18 protein-coding genes are annotated in these 21,997 nt (G+C 67.3%); 14 read left to right on the top strand and 4 right to left on the bottom strand.

The genetic code is table 11. The annotated features are described in order from the left end of the window. The first annotated feature begins 88 nt into the window (after positions 1 to 88). The 4 genes from clpB (at position 89) to PNO31109_RS12945 (ending at position 5,814) form a co-directional block, all read left to right on the top strand. Complete coding sequence (gene clpB, locus PNO31109_RS12960; protein WP_150555920.1) at positions 89 to 2,722, top strand: ATP-dependent chaperone ClpB; 2,634 nt, start codon at positions 89 to 91, stop codon at positions 2,720 to 2,722. A 421-nt stretch (positions 2,723 to 3,143) separates the two neighbouring features. After that, on the top strand, positions 3,144 to 3,647 hold the full coding sequence (locus PNO31109_RS21945) for a DUF2306 domain-containing protein (protein ID WP_174966380.1): 504 nt from the start codon (positions 3,144 to 3,146) through the stop codon (positions 3,645 to 3,647). Between the two features lie 2 nt (positions 3,648 to 3,649). Continuing rightward, positions 3,650 to 4,858 carry a sensor histidine kinase gene (locus PNO31109_RS12950; protein WP_174966379.1) on the top strand — a complete coding sequence of 403 codons (1,209 nt, stop codon included), beginning with the start codon at positions 3,650 to 3,652 and terminating at the stop codon, positions 4,856 to 4,858. Then, positions 4,855 to 5,814: a LytR/AlgR family response regulator transcription factor gene (locus PNO31109_RS12945; protein WP_150555917.1), complete on the top strand. Its 960-nt coding sequence runs from the start codon at positions 4,855 to 4,857 to the stop codon at positions 5,812 to 5,814. The genes PNO31109_RS12950 and PNO31109_RS12945 overlap by 4 nt, the downstream gene beginning before the upstream one ends. On the opposite strand, the gene PNO31109_RS12940 is transcribed toward PNO31109_RS12945, so the two are convergent. Then, complete coding sequence (locus PNO31109_RS12940; protein ID WP_244958167.1) at positions 5,777 to 6,592, bottom strand: AraC family transcriptional regulator; 816 nt, start codon at positions 6,590 to 6,592, stop codon at positions 5,777 to 5,779. The two genes, PNO31109_RS12945 and PNO31109_RS12940, sit on opposite strands and share 38 nt — an antisense overlap. 251 nt (positions 6,593 to 6,843) lie before the next feature. Here PNO31109_RS12940 and PNO31109_RS12935 point away from each other — a divergent pair, with 251 nt between their 5' ends. The 3 genes from PNO31109_RS12935 to aceA all read left to right on the top strand — a co-directional run bounded on the left by PNO31109_RS12935 (position 6,844) and on the right by aceA (position 10,174). Further along, complete coding sequence (locus PNO31109_RS12935) at positions 6,844 to 7,305, top strand: gamma-glutamylcyclotransferase family protein (protein ID WP_150555915.1); 462 nt, start codon at positions 6,844 to 6,846, stop codon at positions 7,303 to 7,305. Positions 7,306 to 7,527: 222 nt separating this feature from the next. After that, positions 7,528 to 8,439 carry a DMT family transporter gene (locus PNO31109_RS12930; protein ID WP_150555914.1) on the top strand — a complete coding sequence of 304 codons (912 nt, stop codon included), beginning with the start codon at positions 7,528 to 7,530 and terminating at the stop codon, positions 8,437 to 8,439. 412 nt (positions 8,440 to 8,851) lie between these two features. Continuing rightward, positions 8,852 to 10,174, top strand: coding sequence for an isocitrate lyase (gene aceA, locus PNO31109_RS12925; protein WP_150555913.1), 1,323 nt, complete (start codon positions 8,852 to 8,854; stop codon positions 10,172 to 10,174). Positions 10,175 to 10,419: 245 nt separating this feature from the next. On the opposite strand, the gene PNO31109_RS12920 is transcribed toward aceA, so the two are convergent. Both PNO31109_RS12920 and PNO31109_RS12915 read right to left on the bottom strand, forming a co-directional pair. After that, on the bottom strand, positions 10,420 to 10,854 hold the full coding sequence (locus tag PNO31109_RS12920) for a universal stress protein (RefSeq protein ID WP_174966385.1): 435 nt from the start codon (positions 10,852 to 10,854) through the stop codon (positions 10,420 to 10,422). A 338-nt stretch (positions 10,855 to 11,192) separates the two neighbouring features. Continuing rightward, positions 11,193 to 12,125, bottom strand: coding sequence for a LysR family transcriptional regulator (locus PNO31109_RS12915; protein ID WP_150555911.1), 933 nt, complete (start codon positions 12,123 to 12,125; stop codon positions 11,193 to 11,195). Between the two features lie 118 nt (positions 12,126 to 12,243). Here PNO31109_RS12915 and PNO31109_RS12910 point away from each other — a divergent pair, with 118 nt between their 5' ends. The 3 genes from PNO31109_RS12910 to pip all read left to right on the top strand — a co-directional run bounded on the left by PNO31109_RS12910 (position 12,244) and on the right by pip (position 15,959). Further along, positions 12,244 to 12,951, top strand: coding sequence for a haloacid dehalogenase type II (locus tag PNO31109_RS12910; RefSeq protein WP_150555910.1), 708 nt, complete (start codon positions 12,244 to 12,246; stop codon positions 12,949 to 12,951). Positions 12,952 to 13,042: 91 nt separating this feature from the next. After that, on the top strand, positions 13,043 to 14,641 hold the full coding sequence (gene aceB, locus PNO31109_RS12905) for a malate synthase A (protein WP_150555909.1): 1,599 nt from the start codon (positions 13,043 to 13,045) through the stop codon (positions 14,639 to 14,641). 241 nt (positions 14,642 to 14,882) lie between these two features. Beyond that, on the top strand, positions 14,883 to 15,959 hold the full coding sequence (gene pip / locus PNO31109_RS12900) for a prolyl aminopeptidase (RefSeq protein WP_174966378.1): 1,077 nt from the start codon (positions 14,883 to 14,885) through the stop codon (positions 15,957 to 15,959). A gap of 173 nt (positions 15,960 to 16,132) precedes the next feature. Here pip and PNO31109_RS12895 read toward each other — a convergent pair whose 3' ends face one another. Continuing rightward, positions 16,133 to 17,980, bottom strand: a complete 1,848-nt coding sequence (locus PNO31109_RS12895) for a DEAD/DEAH box helicase (protein ID WP_150555908.1) — start codon at positions 17,978 to 17,980, stop codon at positions 16,133 to 16,135. 426 nt (positions 17,981 to 18,406) lie between these two features. Between PNO31109_RS12895 and tsaB the strand changes: the two genes are divergently transcribed. Genes tsaB through PNO31109_RS12875 form a run of 4 tightly spaced genes read left to right on the top strand, consistent with a single transcriptional unit; the run spans position 18,407 to position 21,966 of the window. Then, positions 18,407 to 19,165, top strand: coding sequence for a tRNA (adenosine(37)-N6)-threonylcarbamoyltransferase complex dimerization subunit type 1 TsaB (gene tsaB, locus PNO31109_RS12890; RefSeq protein ID WP_150555907.1), 759 nt, complete (start codon positions 18,407 to 18,409; stop codon positions 19,163 to 19,165). Beyond that, positions 19,165 to 19,644: a ribosomal protein S18-alanine N-acetyltransferase gene (rimI, locus tag PNO31109_RS12885; RefSeq protein WP_150555906.1), complete on the top strand. Its 480-nt coding sequence runs from the start codon at positions 19,165 to 19,167 to the stop codon at positions 19,642 to 19,644. The genes tsaB and rimI overlap by 1 nt, the downstream gene beginning before the upstream one ends. After that, positions 19,631 to 20,722, top strand: a complete 1,092-nt coding sequence (locus PNO31109_RS12880; protein WP_150555905.1) for a uracil-DNA glycosylase — start codon at positions 19,631 to 19,633, stop codon at positions 20,720 to 20,722. Before rimI ends, PNO31109_RS12880 begins: the two co-directional genes overlap by 14 nt. After that, complete coding sequence (locus tag PNO31109_RS12875) at positions 20,683 to 21,966, top strand: DUF1853 family protein (protein ID WP_150555904.1); 1,284 nt, start codon at positions 20,683 to 20,685, stop codon at positions 21,964 to 21,966. Before PNO31109_RS12880 ends, PNO31109_RS12875 begins: the two co-directional genes overlap by 40 nt. Positions 21,967 to 21,997 lie beyond the last annotated feature (31 nt).

Raw genomic sequence — 21,997 nt, 5'->3', positions numbered from 1 at the left:
ATGTCCGGCGCCGCGCCGTAATGCCCCTTGAAACCGAAGGGAATTGTCCGCACATCCGATCCAGCAAGATTTCTTACCGGAGCACCAGATGCGACAAGACAAATTCACCACGCAGTTCCTGGAAGCGCTGGCTGATGCCCAAAGCATGGCAGTCGGTCGCGACCAGCAATATATCGAGCCGCTGCACCTTCTCGCCGCGCTGATCGCACAGCCCGAAGGCGCCGCGCGCTCGCTGCTGCAGCGCGCCGGCGTGCAGGTCCAGCCGCTCGCCCATGACGTCGAGGCGGCCATCGCCAAGCTGCCGCAGGTGCAGGGCACCGACGGCAACGTGCAGGTCGGGCGCGAGCTTGCCGGCCTGCTCAACCAGGCCGACAAGGAAGCGCAAAAGCACGGCGACAGCTATATCGCCAGCGAAATGTTCCTGCTCGCGCTCGCCGACGACAAGGGCGAGACGGGCAAGCTTGCCCGCGCCCGGGGGCTCACGCGCAAGTCGCTCGAAGCCGCCATCGAAGGCGTGCGTGGCGGCGAGTCCGTCAACAGCCAGGACGCTGAGAGCCAGCGCGAGGCCCTCAAGAAGTACACCCTCGATCTGACCGAGCGCGCCGCGCAGGGCAAGCTCGACCCGGTGATCGGGCGCGACGACGAAATCCGTCGCACGATCCAGATCCTGCAGCGCCGCACGAAGAACAATCCGGTGCTCATCGGCGAGCCGGGCGTGGGCAAGACCGCCATCGTGGAAGGTCTTGCGCAGCGTATCGTCAACGGTGAAGTGCCGGAGTCGCTCAAGAACAAGCGTGTGCTGGCGCTCGACATGGCCGGGTTGCTCGCGGGCGCGAAGTTCCGCGGCGAATTCGAAGAGCGTCTGAAGGGCGTGCTCAACGACATCGCCAAGGACGAAGGCCGCACGATCCTGTTCATCGACGAAATCCACACGATGGTCGGCGCCGGCAAGGCCGAAGGCGCCATGGACGCGGGCAACATGCTCAAGCCGGCGCTCGCTCGCGGAGAGCTGCACTGCATTGGCGCGACCACACTCGACGAGTACCGCAAGTACATCGAAAAGGACGCCGCGCTCGAGCGCCGCTTCCAGAAGGTGCTCGTGGACGAACCGAGCGTGGAGGCGACCATCGCCATCCTGCGCGGGCTGCAGGAAAAGTACGAACTGCACCATGGCGTGGAGATCACCGACCCGGCCATCGTGGCGGCAGCCGAACTCAGCCATCGCTACATCACCGACCGGTTCCTGCCGGACAAGGCCATCGACCTGATCGATGAAGCCGCGTCGAAGATCAAGATGGAGATCGACTCGAAGCCCGAGGTGATGGACAAGCTCGATCGTCGTCTGATCCAGCTCAAGATCGAGCGCGAGGCCGTCAAGAAGGAAACCGACGAAGCCTCGCAGAAGCGTCTGGCGTTGATCGAGGAAGAGATTTCGCGTCTGGAGCGCGAGTACGCCGATCTGGAAGAAGTGTGGACGGCCGAGAAGGCCGCCGTGCAGGGCAGCGCGCAGGTCAAGGAAGAGATCGATCGCGTGCGCGCCGAGATCGCGAAGCTGCAGCGCGAAGGCAAGCTCGACAAGGTGGCGGAACTGCAATACGGCAAGCTGCCGCAGCTCGAAGCGCAGTTGAAGGACGCCGATGCGGCCGAGGCGGCCGGGCAGCAGGCGCATCCGCGTCTGTTGCGCACGCAGGTGGGCACCGAGGAGATCGCGGAAGTGGTCTCGCGGGCCACCGGCATTCCGGTCTCGAAGATGATGCAGGGCGAGCGAGAGAAGCTGCTCAACATGGAAGCGAAGCTGCACGAACGTGTGGTGGGACAGGACGAGGCGATCAACGCCGTGGCGGACGCGATCCGTCGCTCGCGCGCCGGTCTGGCCGACCCGAATCGTCCATACGGCTCGTTCCTCTTCCTGGGCCCGACCGGCGTGGGCAAAACCGAGCTGTGCAAGGCGCTCGCCATGTTCCTGTTCGATTCGGAAGAGCATCTCGTTCGCATCGACATGAGCGAGTTCATGGAAAAGCACAGCGTGGCGCGTCTCATCGGTGCGCCCCCGGGCTATGTCGGCTACGAGGAAGGCGGTTATCTCACCGAAGCCGTGCGTCGCAAGCCGTACAGCGTGATCCTGCTCGACGAGATCGAGAAGGCGCACCCGGACGTGTTCAACGTGCTGCTGCAAGTGCTCGACGACGGTCGCATGACCGACGGCCAGGGCCGCACGGTCGACTTCAAGAACACGGTGATCGTGATGACGTCGAACCTCGGCTCCTCGATGATCCAGTCGATGGTCGGCGAGCCGCAGGACCGCATCAAGGACGCCGTGTGGACGGAGATCAAGGACCACTTCCGTCCGGAGTTCCTGAACCGCATCGACGAAGTCGTGGTGTTCCACGGGCTCGATCAGAAGCACATCGAGTCCATCGCCTCGATTCAGATCGAGATCCTGCGTCAGCGTCTGGCGAAGCTCGACATGACGCTCGAGGTCAGCAAAGCGGCGCTCATGCACGTGGCCCGCGAGGGCTTCGACCCGGTGTTCGGGGCGCGTCCGCTCAAGCGCGCCATCCAGCAGGAGATCGAGAATCCGGTCGCCAAGCTGGTGCTGGCGGGCAAGTTCGGACCGAAGGACACGATTCCGGTCGACTGGCGCAACGGCCGCTTCACCTTCGAAGGCGAGACGGCCGCGCAGGTCGCGAAGGACACGAGTACCGAAGCGGCGTCCCAGTAAGTCACGCCGGCCGGATGGCGTCGGGCCCGCGCCTGATGCCGACGGCGGCGCGGGGCGATCCTTGCGAAACAAACTGAAACAGACGACCCCGCGTTCCTCACGGAGCGCGGGGTTATTTTTTTCCGCGCCCGGCGAGCGGCGGCCAGGAAAGTCCCGTCGGCCGTGCCTCCATGCCTTCATGTCCTCATGTCCTCACGCGAGGGCGGGGGGCCGCCCGGCATCGGCGTGTCACAATCGTCGGCGAGAATGCCGGGCGTGGCTGGCCCAGGCCGCGGGCACGCAAACCACTGTGCGCCGCGCACCGTTGGCGACGTCTGCCGACCGTTTGCGCCGCACGGCGCGGCTTTCGTCGCAACGCGCGTGCCGGGCCGGCGCGTCGGCCCTATCGTCCCATCATCGAATCGATCGACGAGAGGACAGGATGACGACGATAGTGGCATTGCATGTCAGCGCTGCCGTGGCGGCGGTTTTGCTTGGCATCGGGATTTGGACATTGCGGCGCGGCACGCCGCGCCACCGCTGGCTGGGGCGTGTCTGGGCGCTCGCGATGGTGGCGACGGCGGTTTCCAGCTTCGGTATTCGCGAGTTGCGACACGGTGAGCTGTCATGGCTACACTTGCTCTCGGCGTGGGTGCTGATCAGCCTGACGATGGCGATCGCCGCCGTCCGGCGCGGCAACGTGGCGCTGCATCGGCGCGGTATGCTGGGCCTCTACGCCGGCCTCGTCATTGCCGGAGTGGCCGCGCTCGCGGTGCCGGGGCGCACGCTGAGTCTGTCGCGCGCCGGCGCGCCGCGCATGCTCGCCGCCGCGGAGGGACCGGCAACGATACTCCCGGCAGCGGATGGCGGCGCACGGCAGGCGACGATGCTGACGAGGCAATACAAGGGAGCTCGCGGGGCAGGCGGGCAGGGGGAGCAACAATGACAATGACGACGAGACGACCGCAATCCGTGCCCTCGGCCGCGCTGCCCGAGCGCTCGCCGCCGCGCGGGCCCTGGCTGTCGTTTGCCCGCGAACTGGTCGGCGTCCTGCTCTTGAACACGATCATTGCCGTGGTCCTTCGGCTTATCGGCTTTGGCGGCACGGTCTGGCAGAACTTCGTGTTCAGCCAGTGCATCGGCATTTCGATCGCGGTGTTGATCGACGGCGGCCGCCGCGTGCTGTGGCGCCGCGGCGCGCCGCCGATGGCGCCATTCCTGCTGCTCGTGGCGCTCGGGTGTGTGGCGGGGCTTGCCGCAGGGATCGCGTTGGGCACGTCGCTGCTCGGCGTGCCGATGGCGATATGGCGCCCCGTCAACGGTCACACGGTGCCGATCGTGCTGCTGATCGCGCTGCTCGGCACCGCGATTGGCACGTACAACGGGTGGTCGCGCGCCCGGCTCGCACAATTGCGCGAAGCCGCCGCGCAGCAGGCGCTGCGCGAGGCAGCCGCCGAACGGCAGCTCGTGCGGGCGCGACTGCAGACGCTGCAGGCGCAGCTCGAACCGCATTTCCTCTTCAACGTGCTCGCCAATCTCGATTCGCTGATTGCAACCGATCCGCCGCGCGCTCGCGAACTGCTCGGTCATCTGAACCGGTTCGTGCGCGCGTCGCTTGCCGCAACGCGCGCAGAATCCGTCACGCTCGCCGACGAATTCGCACTGATCGACGCGCTGCTCGCGATTGACCGCATTCGCTTTGGCGAGCGATTGCGATACCGCATCGATTTGCCCGACGATTGCCGTGCGCTGCGCATGCCGCCCATGCTCGTCCAGCCGCTCGTGGAGAACGCCGTCAAGCACGGCGTCGAACCGCTCACCGAGGGCGCCACGGTGTCCGTGAGCGCGCAGCGAGAGCCCGCGGCCGACGGTGGCGAATGCATTGTGCTTCGCGTGGCGGACGACGGCGCCGGATTTCGCACGGCGGGCCCGGGCGGCGCGCCGCCCGCCCGGACTGCCGCGCGCGAATCGGCACGCGCGGGCGGCGTCGGTCTGGCGAATATTCGAGAGCGCCTGCGCGTGCTCTACGGCGACGCCGCCCGTCTTTCGCTCGCCGAAGGCGTGCCGCGCGGCGCCGTTGCAACGTTGCGCCTGCCCGTGGGGTCGCCCGGGTCGCCAACGGCTCAGGTTTTCCGTCCCAGCGAGTGCCGTGCATGACATCCCCCGTCGCCCTGATTGCCGAAGACGAACCGTTGCTTGCCGAGGCGTTGCGCACGCGGCTCGCACAGGCGTGGCCGGAACTGCGAGTGCTGCCCGTGGCGCCGGACGGTGTGGCGGCGATCGCCGCCATCGCGCAATCGCAGCCGGACGTGGTCTTTCTCGACATTGCGATGCCCGGCGCGTCGGGCATCGAGGTCGCGCGCGCATGTGCGCGCCTCACACATGCGCCGCAGATCGTCTTCGTGACGGCGTTCGACCGCTTCGCGCTCGACGCCTTCGAAGCCGCCGCCGTGGACTATCTGCTCAAACCGGTCGAGCCTGAGCGGCTCGCGCGTACCGTCGCGCGCGTGCGCGCGCGCCTCGCGTCGCCGTCGAACGGGACGCTCTCGCACTTGCTGGAGACGCTGAGGGCGCACCTGGAGCAAGGCGTCGCAGCCCAGGCGATTGCGGCGAATCCGGCGAATCCGGCGATGGCGGCGATGGCGGCGATCACGGCGATCACGGCGATCACGGCGGATGAGGGAGGGGATCGGGGTGAGGGAGGTGAGCGGGATGAGCGGGGTGAGCAGGGTGAGCAGAAGGAGGGCGGGGCGCCGAGGGACGCGACAGCGGCGGCATTACCGCGCGAGTACCTGCGTTTCGTGCGGGCGTCGGTCGGCGACGAAATTCGCATCGTGCCAGTCGAGGAGGTGTGCTTCTTCGAGGCCGCGGACAAGTATGTGTTGGTCGCGACCGCCGACGGCGACCTGCTCATTCGCACCAGTCTGCGCGAACTGTTGCCGCAACTCGATCCGTCGCGTTTCTGGCAGGTGCATCGCAGCACGGTCGTGAATGTGGCGGAAGTCGTCAGCGCGCAACACACGCCGCTCGGCCGCCTCACGCTCAAACTCAGGCGCCGCAAGGACCGGGTGGCGGTCAGCCGCCAGTATGCTCACCTGTTCCGACAGATGTAGCGTCGGGGGCGGTGGCGAAGAACTCGCTGGGCGTGCGTCCGAACGTGCGCTTGAACATCGCCGAGAACGCGCTCTGGCTCCGGTAGCCGAGTTCCCGCGCGATGCGCGCGAGCGGATAGCCCTTCGACGCGAGCGGAATCGCCTGCGCGAGCACGACCTGCTGCCGCCACTGCACGAAGCTCATGTTCAGTTCCTGCCGGAACAGCCGCCCGATCGTGCGCGGGCTCGCACCCGCGTAACGGGCCCACTGGTCGAGCGTCCAGGCGCGCGCCGGATCGGCCAGCATTGCGTTGCACAGCGTCAGCAGACGCTTGTCGCGCGGCAGCGGCACTTCCAGCGGCAGGGGGGAGGCGCGTCGCAATTCGTCGAGAATCAGCTTGCCCAGCAATTGCTCGCGCGGGGCGTCGAGGTCGGCCTCCGGTACGTCGATGGCGGCGATCAACTCGCGCAGCAGCGGCGAGACTTCCACCACGCGGCAGTGATCGAGTCCGGCAGGAATGACCGCCGGATGTACGTACAGCGTGCGCAGGTAGGACGGCTCGTTGACTTGCAGGCTGTGCTCGACGTCCGGCGGGATCCAGATGGCGCGCGACGGCGGCACGATCCACGCGGCGTCGGCCACCGCGATCTGGATGACGCCGCGCGGCGTGTAGGCGACCTGCGCCCAGGCGTGGCGATGGTCCGGTACGCGAATTCCGTCGCGCAGCGGCCGCGCGCGCAAGCGTACCGGACGCTGGCGCGTTGGCGTGAACGCTTCGGGCACCACGTGTTTCGCCACGGCGTCAGGTGCGTCGGATGCGTCGGATGCATCAGGGGCATCAGGGGCGTCGGGTACGTGCGGCACGTGGGGCATGGCGTAAGCGCGACAATTCGGGTTCGACAAGTGTAATTCAGCCGCGGCGGTCGTTGGGCGATCCATGCCCGAGCGGCCCGGCACGCCGCGGATCGACGCCGCCGGCGGGCGGGCATCAGCTTTCCGGCCCGCCAGGGCGCTATGATCGTCACCTCACCGACACGATGGGACATGCCATGAATCGACCCGCGCACGCCGCGTCCGAGCACGACGCCATCCACGCCTTCGTCTACGGCACGCTGCGTGCCGGCGAGATCAACGACATGACGCGCGCCGCGCAGCGGCACGGCATTGCCGCACCGGTCTACGTGGGCACCGCCACGCTGCGTGGACGCCTTTACGACTTCGGCGATTACCCCGGCATGGTCCTCGCCACCTCGGACGCGGACATCGGTCGCGTGACCGGCGACATCTACCGCATTCCGGCGGCGCTGGTTCCGGTGCTCGACGAAATCGAAGCGGTGTATCCGGGGGAGGCGGGGCTGTTCGTTCGCGAAGTGCGGGATGTCGTTTGCGATGGCGCGACATACGCGTGCATCGTCTATCCGGTCAGTGCGTCGGCCGTCTCGCAACTTTCCCGGATCCCGGACGGCGACTGGGTTGCCTACCGCCGCGCCCGGGATACGAGCCCGGCTTGACTGACGCGCGGGTTCATGGCCCGACGGTGCGCACGTTGGCGATAGATGCGGCATGCGTCGAACGCGCGGCATCGACGCGCGCGCGGTGACGTCGCCCGAGGCTCGGGACGTTCCTGATGCGCCTGCCGCCATGTCCGATTATGACCAGCACGCCCGCCGCCGATATGGGACGATTCAGCCATTCCCATCTGCGGTCGGCGCGTTGCGCCGCCACCCCCGAACATGCGTTCCTCCGATATTGCCCGCTTGCTGACGCTCTCCGCGATTTGGGGCGCGAGCTTTCTGTTCATGCGCATCATCGTGCCCGCACTCGGGCCGCTGCCCACGGCGTTCCTGCGCGTCGTGCTGGGCGCCGTGGGCCTCGCCGCGATCCTGATGGCGATGCGCGTGCGCTGGCAGTTCAAGGGCCTGCTCGCAGCGTCGATGGCGCTCGGCGTCATCAATTCCGGCATTCCGTTCGTGATGTACTGCCTTGCCGCGCGCGTGCTGCCCGCCGGCTACTCCGCCATCCTCAACGCGACCACGCCACTCATGGGCGCGATCATCGGCGCGCTGTTTTTCCGTGAACGCCTCACCGGCGCCAAGGCGCTCGGCGTACTGCTCGGTCTGGCCGGCGTGGCGGTGCTCACGCGCACGGGGCCGGTTACGCTGTCGGGGCCGGTGCTCATGGGCGCGCTGGCGTGCCTGCTTGCCACGTCCTGCTACGGCCTCGCCGGCTATCTGACCAAGCGCTGGATCACCGAGCGGGGCGGACTCGACGCGAGGCTCGTCGCGTTCGGGAGTCAATTGGGCGCTTCGGTGGTGCTGCTGCCGTTCTTTGCCTACATCTCGACCACGTCCGGCATTCCCGGTCCGGCGACGGGCGGCGTATGGGCCGCCATGGCGGCGCTCGGCCTGCTGTGCAGCGCCATCGCCTACATGCTGTTCTTCCGCCTGATCGCGGATCTGGGGCCGCTGCGCTCGCTGACCGTCACGTTCCTGATCCCGCCGTTCGGCGTGCTGTGGGGCGCGCTCTTCCTGGACGAGGCCGTCACCCTCGCGCATCTCGCGGGCGGCTGCTTCATCGCGCTGGCGGTATGGCTCGTGTGCAAGCCCCCGAAGGCCGTGCCGGCCCCCAGCCGCGCCGCATCGTGACGCCGCGCACGGCGGCGCGGGCTCGCACGCGCCGTGAGGCCCGATGACGGGCATTGCGCCGGCCCCGCCCGTGTCCCCTCCGGGCCGGTAGTTCCGTGCATCGGCTTTTTCATGATGTGAAATGTCTTTGCGGTGCGTAAAAATTTGCGCTGCTTGGCACAACGCGGCGATTTCAGGAAGGAAAATATCGTTTCACATCAAGAAATAAAATAGTTATGTATTTGATTTTTAATGATAAAAAATATCAAATAAGACCGTAATTCGTCCTGTTGCGTTGCATGACAAATCCCTAAACTCTTATACAAGACCTGCCAATTTGGAGACGCCGCGAGCGGTCAACCCAGACCCCCGGCGAGGACCAGGCAGCAAGAGTCACCCTCTTATTTGTATCGAGAAACCAGGAGAGATCATCATGACGACGCGTCAAGAGCAAGTGAAGCAACTCGAGCAGGACTGGGCGAACAATCCGCGCTGGAACGGTATCAAGCGCGGCTACACCGCCGAGGACGTGGTGCGCCTGCGCGGCTCGCTGCAACCGGAGCAGACGCTGGCCCGTCGCGGCGCCGAGCGCCTGTGGAACATGATCAACGAGGAGCCGTTCGTCAACGCCCTCGGCGCGCTCACCGGCAATCAGGCCATGCAGCAGGTCAAGGCCGGCCTGAAGGCCATCTACCTGTCGGGCTGGCAGGTCGCCGGCGACGCCAACCTTGCCGGCGAAATGTATCCGGACCAGTCGCTCTATCCGGCCAACTCGGTGCCCCAGGTCGTGCGCCGCATCAACAACACCTTCACGCGCGCCGACCAGATTCAATGGTCGGAAGGCAAGAATCCGGGCGACGAAGGCTACATCGACTACTTCGCTCCGATCGTGGCCGATGCCGAAGCCGGCTTCGGCGGCGTGCTCAACGCGTTCGAGCTGATGAAGGCAATGATCGAAGCGGGCGCCGCCGGCGTTCACTTCGAAGATCAGCTCGCCTCGGTCAAGAAGTGCGGCCACATGGGGGGCAAGGTGCTCGTGCCGACGCGCGAAGCCGTGGCCAAGCTCGTGGCGGCGCGTCTGGCCGCCGACGTGCTCGGCGTGCCGACGGTGCTCATCGCCCGTACCGATGCCGAAGCGGCGGACCTCATTACCGCCGACGTCGATCCGCTCGACCAGCCGTTCTGCACCGGCGAGCGCACGGTCGAGGGCTTCTACCGCACGCGCAACGGTCTCGATCAGGCCATCGCGCGCGGTCTGGCCTACGCGCCGTATGCCGATCTGGTGTGGTGCGAGACGGGCAAGCCGGACCTCGAGTTCGCCAAGCAGTTCGCAGAAGGTATTCACAAGCACTTCCCGGGCAAGATGCTCTCGTACAACTGCTCGCCGTCGTTCAACTGGAAGAAGAACCTCGACGACGCGACCATCGCCAAGTTCCAGAAGGAACTCGGCGCCATGGGCTACAAGTTCCAGTTCATCACGCTGGCCGGTTTCCACAGCCTGAACTACTCGATGTTCAACCTGGCACACGGCTATGCCCGCCGCCAGATGAGCGCCTTCGTCGAGCTGCAGGAAGCCGAATTCGCCGCCGCCGACAAGGGCTTCACGGCGGTCAAGCACCAACGCGAGGTGGGCACGGGCTACTTCGACGCCGTCACTCAGACGATCGAGCGCGACGCATCGACCACGGCCCTGAAGGGTTCGACGGAGGACGAACAGTTCTTCGACGAGAAGAAGGCGCAAGTCAAGGCAGCCTGACCGGGCTGAGGGAGGGCGCGGTGCGCCCGCCCGTGACGATGCGCGTGGGGGCGCGTCGTCGCGGCGCGCAACGCACGGCGCCATGACTGCGCACCCGGCCTATCCGGCCGGAGCGGCGCGAGCCGCGGTCCCGTCGCGGCGAGCGTCGCAATGCACGCCTGACGAGAAAAGGCCCACGAGCTTATCCGGCTCGCGGGCCTTTTTTCATGCGCGTGTCGCGACGCCGCGCCGTCGACGCACGGCGGTTACCGATAGACGAGAACGGGAATCTTGGAGTGCACGAGAACGCGCTGTGTCTCGCTGCCGAGCAGCAGGCTGGTGAGGCCTCGCCGGCCGTGAGAGGCCATCAGGATGACGTCGCAGCCGTGACGTTCGGCCGCGTCGATGATGCCGAGATAGGGGGCCGGAAAGGTGGAACTGTCGCGATCGAAGGGCACTCCTGCGGCCGCGGCCGCTTCGGCCAACTTGTCGAGGTGCGCGCAAGCCTCCTCGGCAATGCGTTCGCTGAACGTGGCGGGCGCCTCGAGTACGTATTCGCTGAACGGCGAATAGGGATATTCGGCAAGGCAGCAATAGCCGGTCACTCTCGCGCCCAGCGCTCGCGCCAACTCAAGTCCACCGGTGACGGCCTTCTCGGAGAGCTCCGAGCCGTCGGTCGGAATGAGGATGTGGGTAAACAACATATGACCTCCCGCTGTTTGCGTTGCTGAACACGCGTTCACAGGCTCGCGCAGGTATTACGGTCTTGCACCCAGCCCGTTGCGGCGCTCTGTCAACGGACCCTTCGCTTCGATTCTATGGCTTTGGCGCGGCGCAACAACGGGGGCAAACCCGAGGCTGTCGACACCCTGGCATCTCCAGTAAAGCGCACGGCGCGCGCCCCGGCGCTGCCTGCGTGTCCGCTTGCGCGGAAAACGCCGGAATTCGATACGCCCGGCCGACATCGTCGGCATTCCTCATCCGTGCATGAGACGCGCGATGCGTGACAAACGTTCCGGCCCGGGCCGGGATCAGGGCATCAGGGCATTGTGTTGCCGGCCGGGAGTTCGTCTTGCCAGTAGGCCGAGCGGCTGTAGTGATGCTTGAGATGATCGATGAACAGCCGTACACGCAGGGGCAGATGGCGCCGCTGGGGGAACACGGCGTGAATGCCGATAGGAGGCGCCGCGAATTCGTCGAGCACGGTGACCAGGCGCCCTGCGTGAATGTCGTCGCCGACCTCCCACCACGACCGCCACGCAAGTCCGTGCCCGTCCAGACACCAGTCGTGCAGCACGGCGCCGTCGGTGCACTCCATGTTGCCGCTCACGCGGATGGTGACGACCTTGCCCGCTTGCGAGAACGTCCAGCCGCGTTGTTGATTGGCGGTCGATCCGAAGGCGAGGCAATTGTGGCGGGCGAGGGCGTCGAGCGACTCGGGACACCCATGCCGCGCAAGGTAGCGCGGCGCCGCCACGCACACGCGCCGGTTCTCGCCGAGTCGCAGCGACACGAGGCTCGAGTCGGGCAACTCGCCGAGGCGGATGGCGCAATCGAAGCCTTCGTTGACGAGATCGACGAGGCGGTCGGAAAGGTCGAGCGTGAGCGTGACGTCGGGGTGCGACTCGATGAACACGGGCAGCAGCGGCGCGACGTGTCGACGGCCGAAACCCGCCGGGGCCGAGATACGGAGGTGGCCGCTCGCCTTCACGCCGCCTGCCGAGACCGCCGCTTCGGCGTTGTGCATCTCGTTGAGAATGCGCTGGCAGTCCTCGAGAAAGGCCGAACCTTCGAACGTGAGCGTGACGCGTCGCGTCGTGCGCACGAGCAGTTTCACGCCGAGCCGGGCTTCCAGCGCGTCGATGCGCCGGCCGATGACGGCGGGCGCCACGCCTTCCATTGCCGCGGCTGCCGAGAGACTTCCCTTCGCGGCCACGGCCACGAACGTTTCGAGCTGTTTGAAGCGATCCACGCGGGGATTATGTACTTAAAAGTAAAAGATAAAGTGATTTAACCGATCTTTTATGCCACTGGCAATGAATAATACAATCGGTCAGCAATGACAAGTCTCCGAGAGTGATACCCGGCTTATGGCTTCGCGTATTCAGGCAGTGATCTTCGACGCGTATGGCACGCTGTTCGACGTGTATTCCGTCGCCGCGGCGGCCGAGCAGCAATTCCCCGGTCACGGGGCGGCGCTGGCCGAGCTGTGGCGCGCCAAGCAGATCGAATACACGCAACTGCGGACGCTGAGCGGCCCGCGCGGCGAGCGCTATCGGCCGTTCTGGGACATCACTGCCGATGCGCTGCGCTATGCCGCCGCGCGTCTGGGCCTCGTGCTCACGCCCGTTGCCGAGAAGCGGCTGATGGACGAGTACACGTGCCTGTCCGTGTTTCCCGAGAACCCGCCCGTGTTGCGCGCGCTGCGTGCGATGGGGCTGCGTCTCGGTGTGCTATCGAACGGCAATCCGCAGATGCTCGACGTCGGCTTGAAGAGCGGGGGTATCCATGACCTGTTCGATCACGTGCTGTCGGTCGACGCGGTCCGCAAATACAAGACGGCGCCCGAGGCTTATCAGCTCGGACCTGACGCGTTCGGCCTGCCGGTCGACGCCATCGTTTTCGTCTCCAGCAACGGCTGGGACGTGGCCGGCGCCACCTGGTTCGGTTACCCGTCGTTCTGGGTGAACCGCGCCGGATGGCCGGTCGAACAACTCGGCGTGACGCCGCAAGGGATGGGGCGCGACATGCGCGACTTGCAGCGGTTCGTCGAGGCATTGACGGGAGCGCGCGCCTGACACCCGCGTGGTGTGAGGCCTCGTGCAAAGCCCCTGACGTTCTTCCTTGCGGCGCACTCCCTTACATAAATCAAGAGAGCTGGAGATCCTGATGCCCCTGATGCTGCCCCCCGGCATGCAATTGCATGTCGATGCCAAGACCGATATCCGTCCCGAGTACGAAGCGATCCTGACCCCCGAGGCGTTGGCGTTCATCGCCAAGCTGCATCGCGCGTTCGAGCCGCGTCGCCAGGCGTTGCTCGCCGCGCGCGCGGCGCGCGCCGCCCGTCTGGACGCCGGTGAAGTGCCCGACTTCCTGCCCGAGACACAATCGATTCGCGACGGCGACTGGCGCATTGCGCCGCTGCCGGCCGCACTGCAATGCCGCCGCGTGGAAATCACCGGCCCGGTCGAGCGCAAGATGATCATCAACGCGCTGAATTCGGGGGCGGACAGCTATATGACCGACTTCGAGGACTCGAACACCCCGAACTGGCACAATCAGTTGCAAGGCCACATCAACGTGCGCGACGCCGTGCGCGGCGTGATCAGCCTCGAGCAGAACGGCAAGCACTACAAATTGAACGACAAGGTCGCCACGCTGATCGTGCGCCCGCGCGGCTGGCATCTCGACGAGAAGCACGTGAGCGTGGACGGCGCGCGCATGTCGGGCAGCCTGTTCGACTTCGGCCTGCACTTCTTCCACAACGCCAGGGCGTCGCTCGAGCGCGGCTTCGGACCGTACTACTACCTGCCCAAGCTCGAAAGCCACCTCGAAGCGCGTTTGTGGAACGACGTCTTCGTGCTCGCTCAGAACGAACTCGGCGTGGCGCAAGGCACGATCAAGGCGACCGTGCTCGTCGAGACGATCCTCGCCGCGTTCGAGATGGACGAAATCCTGTACGAGCTGCGCGAGCACAGCGCGGGCCTGAACGCAGGCCGCTGGGATTACATCTTTTCCTGCATCAAGAAATTCAAGGTCGACGCCGAGTTCTGTCTGGCCGAGCGCAGCCGCATCACCATGACCGTGCCCTTCATGCGCGCTTATGCGTTGCTGCTGCTCAAGACGTGTCATCGTCGCGGCGCACCGGCCATCGGCGGCATGAGCGCGCTCATTCCGATCAAGAACGATCCGCAAGCCAACGAAAAGGCGATGGCCGGCATTCGCGACGACAAGGCGCGCGATGCGACCGATGGCTATGACGGCGGCTGGGTGGCGCACCCGGGGCTCGTGCCGGTGGCCATGGAAGCGTTCGTGAAGGTGCTCGGCGATCGCCCCAACCAGATCGACAGGCAACGCGACGACGTGAACGTCAAGGGTCGCGATCTGCTCGAGTTCAAGCCCGAGGCGCCGATCACCGAGGCCGGTCTGCGCAACAACATCAACGTCGGCATTCACTATCTGGGTGCGTGGCTTGCGGGCAACGGCTGCGTGCCGATTCACAACCTGATGGAAGACGCGGCGACTGCCGAGATCTCGCGCTCGCAGGTGTGGCAGTGGATTCGTTCGCCCAAGGGCAAGCTCGAAGACGGCCGCAAGGTGACGGCCGAGCTGGTGCGGGAGCTGGTGGCGCAGGAGCTCGCGAAGGTCAAGGAAATCGTCGGACAGGGTGCGCCCACGTATGATCGCGCCGCGGTGATCTTCGAACAGATGAGCACGAGCGAAGACTTCGTCGACTTCCTCACGCTGCCGCTGTACGAAGAAGTGTGACGCCCGCACGCTGAGCCGGCGCGCACTACCCGGACTACGGGCGGTGCGCGCGGGCCGGAGCACGGCTCGAGCAGGGCTCGAGCGGGGCGGGCCGGACGATGGCAGCATCGTCCCATTTCCGTCGATGGGCGTCCTTTGTCTTGTTTGCGGCACCGCGCTACACTGGACTTCACGTATTCGCCCCCGCCGGCGCCCGGCTTGGGCGAAGCCGTTCGTCCCAGCCGCCCCCGCTCACGAGAGGATGCCGATGTCAGCCGATTTTCCCGACGATGCGCCCCACGACGCGAGAACCGACGCTCACGCCATTGCGCCGGTGTCGCCGCGAACGCCGCGCGCTCCGGGGCGGGTCATCGAGGCGCGGCCGACGTCGCTGCGCGGCGCTTACCCGCCCATCGAGCCGTTCGAGAGCGGACAGCTCGACGTGGGCGACGGTCACACGCTCTACTGGGAGCGGTGCGGCAATCCGCTCGGCAAGCCGGCCGTGTTTCTGCACGGTGGCCCGGGCGGTGGCTGCTCGCCGGAGCACCGGCGCCTGTTCGACCCCGAGAAGTACTGCGTGACCCTGTTCGATCAGCGCGGGTGCGGGCGCTCGTTGCCGCATGCCTGCCTCGAACACAACACGACGTGGGACCTGGTGGACGACATCGAACGGCTGCGCGCGAAGTTCGGTTATGACCGCTGGCTCGTCTTCGGCGGTTCCTGGGGAAGTACGCTGGCGCTGGCCTATGCGCAGACGCACCCGATGCGGGTGAGCGAGCTGGTGCTGAGGGGCGTCTTCACCGTGCGGCGCGAGGAGTTGCAGTGGTACTACCAGAAGGGGGCGTCGTGGCTGTTCCCGGACCGCTGGGAGAGGTTCCTCGCGCCGATTCCGCTCGAGGAGCGCGGCGATCTGATGCGCGCCTACCAGAAGCGGCTGACGAGTCCGGACGAGGCGCTGCGGGTCGAAGCGGCGCGAGCGTGGAGCCAGTGGGAGGGCAGCACGATCACGCTGTTGCCCGACGAGTCTCTCACCGAAGCGTTCGGCGATCCGTACTACGCGATCGCGTTCGCGCGCATCGAAAATCACTACTTCGTCAACGACGGCTTTCTCGCGCCGAATCAGCTCATCGACGGGGCGTCGGCGCTGCGCGACATTCCCGGCGTGATCGTACAGGGGCGCTACGACGTGGCCACGCCCGCGCGCACGGCGTGGGAGTTGCACAAGGCCTGGCCCGAGGCGGACTTCTACTGGGCGCCCGATGCGGGACACGCGTTCAGCGAGCCGACCATTCTGCACTGGCTGATCGAGGCCACGGACCGGTTCGCGCGCGCCTCGTGAGGCGTTCGCCGGGTCGCCTCACGCGGACAAAGAAAAACCCCGACTTCGACGAGGCACGCCGACGTTCGGGGGTTGGGTTTTGATGCGGGCGGGCGAGGCGCCGAGCGTCTCGTCGGACGTCTTGCCGGACAGCGCCCCGACGCCTCGTTCGGGTCGGGACGCGCCAAGAACGCTCAGTCGCCGCGACGCTTGTTGAAGCCGCCGCCATTGCCACCGTTTCGATGGCCGAAGCCGCGATCCTGGCGTGCGGCGCCAAAGTCACGGCCGCCGCGATCCTGGCGATAGCCGCCTTCGAACGAACGGCCGCTTCGCTCCTGGCGATTGCCGTCGAACGGGCGCGGCGAACGACGCTCGAAGCGGTCGGTGCTGCTGCCGTTCGAGAAACCGTTGCCGGCATTGCCGCCGGCGCTGTGCTGGTAGCCGCCGTGAAAGCCGTTGCTCTCGCGACGCTCGAACGGGCCGCCGGCCGGCTTGCCGCCGCCGAAACGCTGGCCGCCCTGATAGCCGCCACCGCCATTACCGCCATGACCGCCGCCAGCGCCGTTACCACCCTGGCTGGCGTAGCGCGGGCCGTTGCTGTTCCAGCGACCGCCGCCGTTGCCCTGGCCGTGACGCGGACCGCCGCGACCCTGGCCCGGACGCTTGCCGCCCGCACCCGCCTTGGGCGGCGCACGGCGCGGCTCGAAACCGGCCACGACGTTGACCGGCAGCGGCTGGCGCGTATAGCGCTCGATGCGGCGCACCGCGCCGATTTCGGCGTGTGCGGCGAGGCTCACGGCGACACCGCGGCGGCCGGCGCGGCCGGTACGGCCGATACGGTGTACGTAGTCCTCGGCGAACTTCGGCAGGTCATAGTTGAACACGTGCGTGATGCCCGGCACGTCGATGCCGCGCGCCGCCACGTCGGTGGCGACGAGCACGCGCACGCGGCGCTCGCGAAGCGCACGCAGCGTGCGGTTGCGCACGCCTTGCGGCATGTCGCCGTGCAGCGCGGCGCTGTCGAACCCGGCTTGCTCGAGCTGATCGGCCAGCAGGTCGGCGTCGCGCTTGGTCGACGTGAACACGATGGCCTGATCGAGCGCGTCGTTGCCGAGCAGGTGCGTGAGCAGACGGTCCTTGTGGGCGCGATCGTCCACGTAGTGCAGCGTTTGCTCGATGTTGGCGTTGGTGCGCTGCTCGGTGCCGCGCGTGATCTCGATGGTCTCGGGATCGCGCAGCAGACGGCGGGTGATCTCGCCCATGCGAGCGTCGATGGTCGCCGAGAACAGCAGCGTCTGGCGCGATTCGGGCGTGGCGTCGACGATGGTCTGGATATCGTCGATGAAGCCCATGTCGAGCATGCGATCCGCTTCGTCGAGCACGAGCATCATCAGTTGCGACAGGTCGATCTTGCCGCTGGCGATGTGATCGAGCAGGCGGCCCGGTGTCGCCACGATGATCTCGGGCTGCTTGGCCAGCATTTCGAGCTGGCGCGGGTAGGGCATGCCGCCCAGGATGCTCACGGTGCGCAGCCGGCGCAGTTGCTTGCCATACGTGTCCGCGGCGCTCGACACCTGTTGCGCGAGTTCGCGCGTCGGCGTGAGCACGAGCAGCAGCGGTTGGGCGGCCACGCGGCGAACGCGCTGGCCCTTGCGCGGCTTCTCGCCCGGCGCGGCCGGCTGATTGCGCGGATGCGCGGCCGGGGCGCGGCCGTTGAGCTCGCCGCTGGCCTGCATCTCGGCGAAGCGATGGATGGCCGGCAGCATGAAGGCGGCCGTCTTGCCGGAACCCGTCGGGCTCGACACCAGCAGATCGCGCCCGGCGAGCGCGGCCGGAATGGCGCGCTGCTGCACGGGCGTGGGATGGTGGTAGCCGGCGGTGGCGAGTGCCGAGAGAATGGCCGGGTTCAGGCCGAGTTCGGCGAACGTGGGCTTGCCGTCGTCGTTGCCCGCGGTTGCAGCGTCAACGGTGGCGTGGGCATTTTCTTCGGACGTAGGGAAATACGTCTGCGCGAGCGCAGACAGCTTGGAAGTCTGTTCCATGAATCCTCTTGCGGATGGATAGGTTGTGTCGGGGCGTTGGCGCCAATCGGCAAACCCAATTCGTCGCAAGCAGGAAGCAAATCGCGGATGGGGCAGAAAGCGGATCGTAATCCGTATCGTAAGCCAGGGACGGCGGCGGGTCGTTCGCGATTCATTCGTGGCGAACGCCAGTGCCGGCAAGCACTACTACGGCTTATCACAGGATTGGGGCAAAACGCGGTTTTTCGTCGCCTGACGGGAAATTGCGTAGGGTCCCGCTAAGCGAAGCGCGGATTATACCTGGTTTTTTGGAAAAGTGCACGTTCGGATTTTCACGGGGGATGAGAGGGCGGACGGCGAGCCGCGTGGCGCCCGCGGCGGCGCGCGCATCCTGCAAGCTCGCGATCCCGCTAGGTCGCGCGCCGTGTGGCCGATTACAATAGCGCCATGTCTTCGATTACGCTTCTCGCTCTCGATACCTCGACCGAATTCTGCTCGGTCGCCGTATATCGCCACGATCCTGCCAGCGGCGCTCCGGCCCTCGTCGTCGAGCGTCACCTCGATACCGGTCCGGTTTCCAGCACTCACATCCTGCCCGCCGCGCGCGAGGTGCTGCGTGAGGCGGGCGTTGCGCTCGCCGGTTGCGACGCGATCGCGTTTGGCGCCGGCCCCGGCTCGTTTACCGGGCTGCGCACCGCATGCGGCGTGGCGCAGGGGCTCGCATTCGGCGCCGGACTGCCGGTGGTGCCCGTCGGCACGCTCCTGGCCTGCGCCGAGGCGGCTCGCGCGTCGCGTGCCGACGCCCGGCGTGTGCTCGTTGCGCTCGATGCCCGCATGAACGAAGCGTATTGGGCCGACTACGCCTGGGATGCCGCGGCGGGCGAATGGCAAGAGGTGCGGGCTCCATCGCTCGACGCCGCAGAGCAGGTGCGCGCGCCCGACGCGGCCTTCGTCGTCGCGGGCAACGCCGCGACTGCGTTCGGCGAGCGTCTGCAGGCGGCTGCCGCGGCGCAGGCCGTGCTGGCCGACGCCATGCCGCGCGCACGTTACGTCGCCGAACTGGCGGCCCGCGCGTTCGCGCGCGGCGAGGCGATTCCCGCCGATCAGGCCATGCCGGTGTACATCCGCAACAAGGTGGCGCAGACGACGGCCGAGCGCGAGGCGATCAAGGCGGCCGCGCCCGGCGGCGGCAAGGGAGCGTCGTGATGCGCCAGAGCGGGCCGAACCACTTTTCACCGATGACGATGGCCGATCTCGACGAGATTCTCGCCGTCGAGGTGCGCGCCTATCCGTTCCCGTGGACGCGCCAGAACTTCGCCGATTCGCTTGCCGCCGGACATCACGGGGTTTGTCTGCGGGCGGTCGACGGTACGCTGCTCGGCTATTTCCTGCTGATGCCGGTGGTGGACGAGGCGCATCTGCTCAACGTCTGCGTCACACCCGAGATGCAGGGCAACGGACTGGGCGTGCAGTTGCTCGAAGAAGTCGTGCGCGTCTCGCGCGCGCAGGGAATGGGCGGCGTGCTGCTCGAGGTGCGCCCGTCGAACCTGCGCGCGCTGCGCATTTACGAGCGTTTCGGCTTCGAGCAGATTGGCCGCCGCAAGGGATACTATCCGGCGAGCGGGCGTCGTGAAGACGCTATCGTGATGCGCCTGTCGTGGGAGACCGATCGTGCCGTGGCCTAAAGCGATTCTGGAAGAGTTCGGGCTTTGGCCGGTGTGGGTGCCGCAAGGTGCCGCATCCCTTGTGGCCGACGCGCAAGCCGACGGCGGGGCGACGCTTGCTGCGCCCGACGCTATCGCGCGGGCGACGAACGCCATGCGCGCAGCGAGCCCTGCACAGGCGGACGAACTGCCGCCGTGGGACGTGACGCCGGTCGCCGCGACTTCGGCGCGCACGGCGACGATGGCGCCGCCTGCCGCCGTTCGCCCGGCGGCCCGGGCTGCCGGGCCGGATGCTGCATCCGATCATGCGTCCGATGGGGCGGCGCGCGGCACCCAGCGCCGCATGGGCGCTGCGCCGCCCGACGACATTCCGATGTGGCTCGACGCCGATGGCAGCGGCGACGGCGACGCGGCGGCCGATGCGGCCCTGTGGTCGATCATGCGCGAGGCCGGCGAGGCCGGTCAGGCGAGCGGCGCGGCGGTGCGCCCGGCCGTACCGGCGCTCGACACGCTCGACTGGGACGCGCTGACCGAGCGCGTGTCCAATTGCCGTCTGTGCGGCCTGTGCGAGAAGCGCACGCAGACGGTGTTCGGCGTGGGCGATCGCGAAGCCGACTGGCTGCTCGTGGGCGAGGCGCCCGGGCAACAGGAAGACCTGCAGGGCGAGCCATTCGTCGGACAAGCGGGTAAGCTGCTCGATAACATGCTGCGCGCGGTAACGCTGCGGCGCGGCGAGAACGTGTATATCGCGAACGTGCTCAAGTGCCGTCCGCCGAACAACCGCGATCCGGAACCCGGCGAAGTGACGAACTGCGAGCCGTATCTGAAGCGGCAGGTGGCGTTGCTCAAGCCGCGGGTGATCGTGGTGATGGGGCGCTTCGCGGCGCAGAGCATTCTGCGCACGCAGGCGAGCATTGCCAGCCTGCGCGGGCGCGTACACGAGTACGAAGGGGTGCCGGTGATCGTGACTTATCATCCGGCCTATCTGTTACGCAGTCTGCCCGACAAGGCCAAGGCCTGGACGGATTGGTGCCTGGCGCGGGCTACCTACGAGGCAGTGTGCGAATCGACTCCGGCCAACAAGCCTATGGCGAACTGATGCAAACGCTGCGCGAGGCGCCGGTGCGCGACCTCGCGTGGCTGTTGCTGTCTGCCGATTTGCTCAGTGCCGCGCGCTTTCCCGCGGCGCTTGCCCACTTCGACGGCGTCCACGCCGCGGCCGAGACGTCGCCGCCATCGGGACCATCATCGGGACCGTCATCGCGACCGACATCACCGCCACTGCCATCGCCATCCTCGCCAGCGCCGCAAGCGCCCGGCACGTCGCCGCCCGGCGATTTTGATCCCGGTCCCGATCCCGGTTCTGCTCCCGATCCCATCTTCCATTCCCGCGACCTGCACGACTGGCTGCTCGCCTGCGACGCCGATTCGCGGCCGTTGCGCGAATTTCTCGCGCGCGGCGAGAGTCACCGGCTCGGCCGTTATGCCGAACAGTTGCTGCACTACGCACTGCTGCACAGCCCGCGCTTCGAACTGCTCGCGGCCGGCCTTCAGGTGCGCGACGCGCGGCGTGGCAACATGACGCTCGGCGAATGCGACTTCCTGCTCGAGCGTCGCGCCGACCGCCGGCTGCTGCATTGGGAACTGGCCGTGAAGCTGTATCTGTTCGTTCCCCCGGCCGCGTCGGCCCCGCTCGACGAGCGCGCTGTGCAATTTCACTGGCTCGGGCCGAACCTCGCCGACAGCTTCGCCGACAAGGTCGCGCGATTGCTCGGACACCAGCTGCGGCTCACGACCCTCGACGCTGCCCGCAGTGCGTTGCCGGCGGCCGGCCCGTGGCTGCCGCAGGTGTACCTCAAGGGCTGGTTGTTCCATCCGCTCACGCAGCCCGTGCAGTTGCCGCAGGCGGCCTCCGAGACGCACGGCAGGGGCTGGTGGGCGACGCTCGACGAGTGGTGGGCGCACGCGCAATCGGCCGCGCCCGCGGGCGCGTCGTCTCCTGCGCGTGCGTGGGCCATGCTGCCGCGCGCGCGCTGGCTGGCGCCTGCGCGCGTTGCGGCGTCCCGCGCATGCTCGCTCGTCGAGATGCACGAGCGCATCGAGGCGCACTGGCGCGAGCGCGGCGTCGCCGAGCCGCTGCTCGTCGTCTCGCTCGCACGCCGCGAGGGCGTTGAGAAGCCCGGCGCAGCGGACGATTGGTTCGAATGCGAGCGCGGCTTCATCGTGCCGGATTTCTGGGCGCCGCGAGCGAGGCATCGCATCGAGGAGTTGAGCGAGCGCGCCGAGGCGGCTGCGCAACGCGCGCTCGCACGCACCGCCGAAGACAGCGCGCCGTCGATCTGACGGCGGCGGCAGGGCGCCGGGCTTGCAGACG

Source organism: Pandoraea nosoerga, from assembly GCF_902459585.1.
GTDB classification, from domain to species: Bacteria; Pseudomonadota; Gammaproteobacteria; order Burkholderiales; family Burkholderiaceae; genus Pandoraea; species Pandoraea nosoerga.
This window is presented reverse-complemented; position numbering and strand designations above follow the sequence as displayed.